The 6652-nt window shown below is 66.6% G+C and carries 5 protein-coding genes and 2 pseudogenes; 1 reads left to right on the top strand and 6 read right to left on the bottom strand.

Going from position 1 to position 6652, the window contains the following annotated elements; genetic code table 11:
* Positions 1 to 357: 357 nt before the first annotated feature.
* From ABZU75_RS44565 to ABZU75_RS44545, 5 genes and pseudogenes are all read right to left on the bottom strand, one after another.
* Positions 358 to 729 (bottom strand): group II intron maturase-specific domain-containing protein, encoded by a 372-nt coding sequence (locus ABZU75_RS44565; RefSeq protein ID WP_355568972.1) that lies wholly within the window; start codon positions 727 to 729, stop codon positions 358 to 360.
* A gap of 84 nt (positions 730 to 813) precedes the next feature.
* Positions 814 to 1359 (bottom strand): annotated as a pseudogene (locus ABZU75_RS44560) (reverse transcriptase/maturase family protein); the annotation flags it as partial.
* Between the two features lie 12 nt (positions 1360 to 1371).
* Complete coding sequence (locus ABZU75_RS44555) at positions 1372 to 1758, bottom strand: hypothetical protein (protein ID WP_355568969.1); 387 nt, start codon at positions 1756 to 1758, stop codon at positions 1372 to 1374.
* Positions 1759 to 2510: 752 nt separating this feature from the next.
* Positions 2511 to 3380: a GNAT family N-acetyltransferase gene (locus ABZU75_RS44550; RefSeq protein WP_355568965.1), complete on the bottom strand. Its 870-nt coding sequence runs from the start codon at positions 3378 to 3380 to the stop codon at positions 2511 to 2513.
* Between the two features lie 184 nt (positions 3381 to 3564).
* Positions 3565 to 3738: pseudogene (locus tag ABZU75_RS44545) on the bottom strand (transposase); the annotation flags it as partial.
* A 374-nt stretch (positions 3739 to 4112) separates the two neighbouring features.
* Here ABZU75_RS44545 and ABZU75_RS44540 point away from each other — a divergent pair.
* Entirely contained in the window at positions 4113 to 5189 is a 1077-nt protein-coding gene (locus ABZU75_RS44540; protein WP_355568962.1) for a WD40 repeat domain-containing protein, read from the top strand.
* Between the two features lie 266 nt (positions 5190 to 5455).
* On the opposite strand, the gene ABZU75_RS44535 is transcribed toward ABZU75_RS44540, so the two are convergent.
* Positions 5456 to 6652: ATP-binding cassette domain-containing protein (locus ABZU75_RS44535; protein WP_355568959.1), on the bottom strand; the 1197-nt coding region annotated here is incomplete at its 5' end.

The raw sequence follows: 6652 nt of genomic DNA, 5'->3' as shown, positions 1-6652 counted from the left end.
GGCCTCACGGCCCGGCGCCGCCGAATACTGGGTGGACGGACACGGCGCGGCGAGATCGTACCCGGACTGCTAATGGGGGTTCCAGTAGTAACGACGCGGGAAAAAACGGATATGCAGGTCAGCGGCCCCCTTCCAAGCTGTGCCCGAAGGTTCTTAAGGGAGCTCTGACCTGCCTATCCGTTGAAAATTTCGCCGGTACTACCGGGACCCCTAAGCGCAAGCCGCTGACCTGGCCGGACGCCATCGCGTTTACTTCAGTTGGGTCGGACCGGGGCGCGGTACTGACCTTGCGATCAGTCCGTTTCCCCGGCGTGCGTGTCTCCACGCACCGGGCGCTCCACGTGCCTTGCCCGCAGGTCAGCTGCTGGTGATGGCTGCCGGGCTCGGTGCCCAGGGAGGCGGGATCTTGCTGCCGCGATAGCGGTAGCGGATCACAGAGACGCTGGCCGCACCCGTGAACGTGACTCCCCCGTGAGCGAGTTTCCAGGTTCCCGGTTGACAGAACCGGCGGCGTAGCTGTTGCCAGCCAATCCGGGAGTACTTATGGAAGATCCATTTCGTGACGCAATGCCACACATGGTTGTCGACCGCGTTGAAGATCTTCTTTGATACTCCGTGTCTGAAGTAGTTCGCCCATCCCCGCAGCATCCTGTTGAGGCTGGCGAGCATCTCCGCCAAGCTCATGTGCTGGATTGACCTGCTCGTCTTCGTCTTCACCTTGTCCTTGATCGCCCGAATGGCCTTCCTGGACGGCTTGGTGTAGACATAGTGCTTGTTCGTTCCTCGTCTCCGCTGCCTGCGGATGTTGAATCCGAGGAAGTCAAAGCCCTCGTCGATGTGGACCACACGGGTCTTCTCCGGCGACAGACGCAACCCCATCGGGGCCAGGACGTCTGCTACCTCCTGGCGCAGTGCCTCGGCGTGGTGTCCTTCTCCGAACACCATCACGACGAAGTCGTCCGCGTAGCGGACGAGCCGCCAGTTACCCAGGCCCTTCTTCCTGCGCCTGGCCCGTCGCTTATCGGTTCCCATCTCCTCGCGCCATTGCCGGTCGAAGTGCTCATCCAGCGCCGACAGAGCGATGTTGGCCAGCAGCGGGGACAAGATCCCGCCTTGCGAAGTACCCGTCCATCTCTCCTCCCGATCTCCGGACATCGTCATGACCCCGGATTTCAAGAACGCCCTGACCAGCGTGTTCACGCGCTTATCCTTGACCCTCGCCCGCAGGCGTCCCATCAGGGCGGTGTGGTCGATCTCGTCGAAACACGCCGTGATGTCGGCCTCCAGCACCCACCGGTAGTTGATGGGCTCAGAAGCCAGATGATGGATCTCGGCTATCGCGTCATGCGCTCGCCGATTCGGGCGGAACCCCTACGAGCACGGCAGGAAATCCGCCTCGAAGATGGGTTCCAGCACGGCTTTGAGGCTGGCCTGGACCACCCGGTCGGCGACCGTGGGGATCCCGAGCTTGCGGAGCTTCCCGCCGGCCTTGGGGATCATCATCTGCCGCGCTTCGACCGGTTCGAACTCGCCCGACTTCAGCGAGTCCCGGATCCGGCCCAGGAACGCCTCGACCCCGATCCAAGTCTCGATCTGGGCCACCGTGGCCCGGTCGATTCCCGGCGTCCTCGCCCCGATGTTGGATGCGACGCGTTCCCACGCGTGCACCAGAAACGCCGGGTCGTAGACGAGGTTGAACAGGTCACCGAACCGGCGGGAGGAATCCTCTCCCGCCCAACGGTGCAACTTGATCTGCATCCTCCGTACCGCACTCCAGGCCGAATCGGAATCCGGCCACCGCACGGCACCGGTATTCACCGGTGCGTCTTCGGACATTGCACTCTTCTCCTTGACTGGCACGCTGCCGCCCTTCCCCACGTGCCGGGCTCTCCCCGACTCCGAGTACTACGACGGCTCCGCCCCATCCGCGCCTTCGGCCGACGTCGCGCCTATCCACCCACATGACCTCCGGCTGAGGACGGGCGTGGAACGCACGCGGATGGTTCCCACGTTCACTGCTGTCCGCTCAACGGGTTAGGCACCCGGCTCTGCCCCTGCGGCCTCGCCGCGGCTACGCCGTAGTCCTTCACCGCGGCCTCCCAGCCCAGGCTGCCAATACCCGACCAGGAGTTCCCCGCCCGTGATGAGGGGCGGATGCGCGCCGCCGACCAGCCCATATCCACCGGGTTGGAGCTGGCAACGAATCAAGAGGCGTACAGACACCGGTTCCTCGCGTATACTTTCCCGTCTCGTTCACCAGGCCCGGCCCATCCGGTCGTGCTGGACCGTCCCGACTTCGTCGAGGCTGCTCCCACCTTCCCCGGCGACTCCCGGCTCAGGCTGCCTCCTACTTCCACCCCGCCGCTACGACGGCGAAGCGATGGCGGTCTCTCACCTCCATAACAGACAAACAGCGCCTCGTGGCGCACTGACAGCTTCGTTACCGACACTCCAACCCCGGAGACCAACCTCGCAATCACTGGCCACACCCCGACCCCACACCGAAAACCTCAGGAAGCGTTGCGGTACAGGTCCCGTCTCTCGGGCAACTGCTCGAGGCCGGCCGACTGGTAGGTGGCGACGGCGCCGACGTTGGAGCTCGGGCAGCACACGACCACGCTGGACGAACCCAACTCCTGGAGTGCGCACGCTGCGGCGACCGTGATCGCTCGGCCGTAACCGTGACCGCGGTGTGCCCGGTGCACCCCCATCGGCTCGATCAGCCCTAGCTTGCCTTCACCCGCCGACCACACCGCCACGGCCGCCACCGCCTCGCCCTGCTCATTGCGAACGACCAGGCACCGCGCGTCGACATACGGCGCACCTGCCGCCATCGCGTGCCAGCGCTCGTCGGTGAACGTCGACCCGTCGAACGACGCCCGCAGGACCGCGGCCCACTCGTGCGCCTGTTCCGGCCCGATCACCTCGACGCGAACGCCGGGATCCGGCACAGGCGCGCCGAGGTCACGCCGAAGTAGTGTCCACGGCTCGCCACTCTCCCAGCCGTCCTTGAACAACAGGTCCTGGACCAGCGCACCCATCGGCGCCTCGACGTACACCTTGCCCTCGAGCAGCACACCACGCTCAGGCGCCGACACGTCCTCGACCACCTGCTGCGCCAACTCCTCATCCCGCAACGCCTCCGGTGCGAACGCCAACCGCAGCAACTCCGCACCATCCAGCAGCCCGACCGCCAGAACCTCCCCAGCCCGAGTCCAGGTCCGCGTAGCCTCCGCCGTCCGCTCCGCACCCAACCGCCAGAACCACCCCACATCCCCTGGATGCAACTGCACGAGCCCTCCGTCGTACTGCCACTCCCCCAACACCCGCACCACGTCACCGAGCCCGTCGACCCCCGGCCTACCCACCTCGATCGCCATCCCTCGATCACACACCACCCCACCGACCCTCCGCACCCGAATATCCCGCCAGCAGTCAGTCATCTTCGGAGAACACGCACAACGCAAGGGTGAAGGCCCAGCTGGCATGAGAGTCAACCAAGCCGACTCCACCGAACTCGGGGTACATCAGAGTCTCCACCGAACCCGGCGCGGTTCAGGTCTGCCAGGGCCCGTACCGTTCGGGGATGTCGCGCCAGGGCGCCCCGGTCCGAAGCCGCCACAAGATCCCGTTGATGACCTGCCGGTGGCCCCGCCAGGGGCGGCCCCGTCCATCCGTGGCGGGCAGCAACGGCTCGATCCGCTGCCAGGCCTTATCGGTCAGTTCACCGCGTCTCACCATGAACGATCATCTAACCGCACTGGCCCTGATCATTTGTCAGACAGGCTCTAGTGCTGCCCCGCATCGTCTCCGACATGATCGAAATTCTGGGTGTGGACCCTTGAAGACCAGTTGCAACTGAGTACGGATGGAGCGGCCCCCGCTGGGCCCGCCGGGTGCGGTGCGTCGACCGGGCCGTGCCGCCGGGTCGACGCGCCCGCGGCGGGCCTGGGACGACGCAGCAAGATGGGCCTTCGGGGAGGATCGGTACGGATTTCGGCGGTAGAGCAGGAGGCACTGCCGTTTCATCAGCTCAGGCGCATCGGACCGGGCAGAAGGTGATGCAGGCACCTTCAAGTCAATCTCAAGCATGATCTTCTATACCTACGGGTGTGAACACGACTCCTCCGCGGCAGCGCCGATCACTATCTCGTCGTACCCTGCTCCTGGGCGGACTCGGGGCCCTGGCCGCGGTCGGCGTGCCGACCACGATCGCTCTCACCCGCGCCATCGAGCTCCCCCCAAGCGCCGCCCCCACCGGCGCCCCCGAACTCCCACCGACCGCCACCCTCACCGGCTACGTCGGCGCCGTCTACTCGATGGCCTTCAGCCCGGACGGCAAGATCCTCGCCGCCGGCGGCCACGACGACACGGTGCGGTTGTGGAACGCGGCCGGCCGTAAAACCATTGCCACCCTCCCCAGCCACACCGACATCGTCTACTCCGTGGTCTTCAGCCCGGACGGTAAAACCCTCGCCACCGCCGGCAGCCTCGATGGCACGGTGCGGCTGTGGGACGTGACCGGCCGCAAAACCGTTGCCACCGCCGCCCTCACCAGCAGCCCCGTCTACTCGATGGCCTTCAGCCTGGACGGCAAGATCCTCGCCACCGGCGGCAGCGACACGGTGCAGTTATGGGACGTGGCCGATCGCAAAACCATTGCCACCCTCGACAGCCACACCAGCGACTGGTTCCACTCGATGGCCTTCAGCCCGGACGGCGAAACCCTCGCCACCGCCGGCAGCATCAACGGCGAGGTGCGGCTGTGGGACGTGACCGGCCGCAAAACCGTTGTCACCGCCACCCTCAGCGGCCACACCGCCTATGTCCGCTCGGTGGCCTTCAGCCCGGACGGCAAATTCCTCGCCACCGGCAGCGACGACGGCCGGGCACTCGTGTGGGACGTGGCCAGCCGCGAAACCGCCACCACCCTCAGCGGCTACACCGGCGCCGTCTCCTCGGTGGCCTTCAGCCCGGACGGCAAGACCCTCGCCACCGGCGGCCTCGACAACACGGTGCGGCTGTGGGACGTGGCCAGCCGCGAACCCACCACCCTCACCAGCAACACCGAGAACGTCTACGAGGTGGTCTTCAGCCCGGACGGCAAAACCCTCGCCACCGGCAGCGAAGACGGCACAGTACGGCTGTGGAGCACTACTCGCCCCGTCACTGAGGCTACCCACTCCTAACAGCTTCGACCTTTCGGGAACCATGGCTTTCCCGTCGCGCCCCTCTCGGGAGCTGCGCGCAGCCCGGCCGCGGCCCGCCCCCTCCGCAGCAGCGCCGATCACTATCTCGCCGTGCGCTGCTGGGGATTCCCTTGAGTTATCGGGCGCCGGGCAAAACGGCGTGCATGAAATCGGTATGTGGAAGGTTCCCAGCGAAGGAGCAGGTGGGTCAGCCGGCCCACGACCTGCCTGCTCCTTAAGGCCTCGTCGCGCTCGATCCAAGACCATCAGATGTTCAGGTCTCGGCGTTGATGCATACGGCCGTCCCTGCCGAGCTCGATGACAGTGTCGACTCCAATCCGCTCGAGGAGCGCGAAGTCGTGGCTGACGACAAGAAGGGCCCCGCGGTACGCATCGAGGGCCTCCGCGAGCTGCTCGACGCTGGCAATATCGAGATTGTTGGTGGGCTCATCCAGGACCAGCAGCTGAGCCGGCGGCTCCGACAAGAGGAGTCGCGCGAGGGAGACGCGGAACCGCTCGCCGCCGGATAGCGTACGCACCGGACGATCGGCGCTGTCGCCCCGCAGAAGAAGCCGGGCGAGTTGGTTGCGGATCGTGCCTGCCGGCGTCCCAGGGGCGACCGACTGCACATTCGCCATCGCGCTCGCATCGTCGTCGAGCCCGTCGAGACGCTGCGGGAGGTAGCCGACGAGCTCGGTCAGGAGACGCCCATGCGGCCGATCGGGCGCGGGAGCCGTGCCGCGGATGAACTGCTCGATCAAAGTCGACTTTCCGGTGCCGTTCGCCCCGACAAGCGCGACCCGCTCCGGCCCTTGGATCACGAAGGTGCGGTCCTGGTCATGCAGCTCCGCGAGGCGCCTTCCGCGCGGAACGTCGGGATCAGGCAGGACGAGGGTGATGTGCTCCTCTCCGCGTACGCGGGCGTCCGCGGCGTCGACTGCGACTTGGGCCGCCTGGACCTTGTTGTCGAGCGTGGAGCGCAACGAGCCCGCGGACGCCTGGGCCTTGCTGGCGCGGTTGCCCGCCAGGATCTTCGGGATGCCGCCGTCCCTCTGGGTCTTCTTCGCAGTGCGCTCCCTGCGCGCCAGCTTCGTCTCCGCCTCGACGCGCTGCCGCTTCTCGACCTTGAGCGCTTGCTGGGCTGACCGTGCGGCTTGGACCGCCGCCGCCTGCTCTTGCTCCTGGTGTTCCTTCCAGGCGCTGTAAGGGCCGCCGAAGGTGTCGAGGGTGCCGCCGTAGAGCTCGGTGGTGTTCTCCATGTGCTCCAGCAGCTCGAGGTCGTGGCTGACCACGACGAGGGTCCCCGGCCACTGGTCGACGAAGTCGGCGAGCTTGGCGCGGGTAGGCCGGTCGAGGTTGTTTGTGGGCTCGTCGAGCAGGGTGATCGCAGTGCGGCGGATGCTCAGCCCGGTGATGGCGATGAGCATCGCCTCTCCGCCGGAGACCTCGGCCACGCGACGGCC

Source organism: Streptosporangium sp. NPDC005286, from assembly GCF_040607515.1.
In the GTDB taxonomy this organism is placed as follows: Bacteria; Actinomycetota; Actinomycetes; order Streptosporangiales; family Streptosporangiaceae; genus Streptosporangium.
This window is presented reverse-complemented; position numbering and strand designations above follow the sequence as displayed.

What these genes read in the sequence shown, in the direction of transcription:
- ABZU75_RS44550 (WP_355568965.1), bottom strand. Translation starts at nt 3,380, where the DNA reads ATGGCGATCGAGGTGGGTAGGCCGGGGGTCGACGGGCTCGGTGACGTG.
- ABZU75_RS44555 (WP_355568969.1), bottom strand. Translation starts at nt 1,758, where the DNA reads ATGCAGATCAAGTTGCACCGTTGGGCGGGAGAGGATTCCTCCCGCCGG.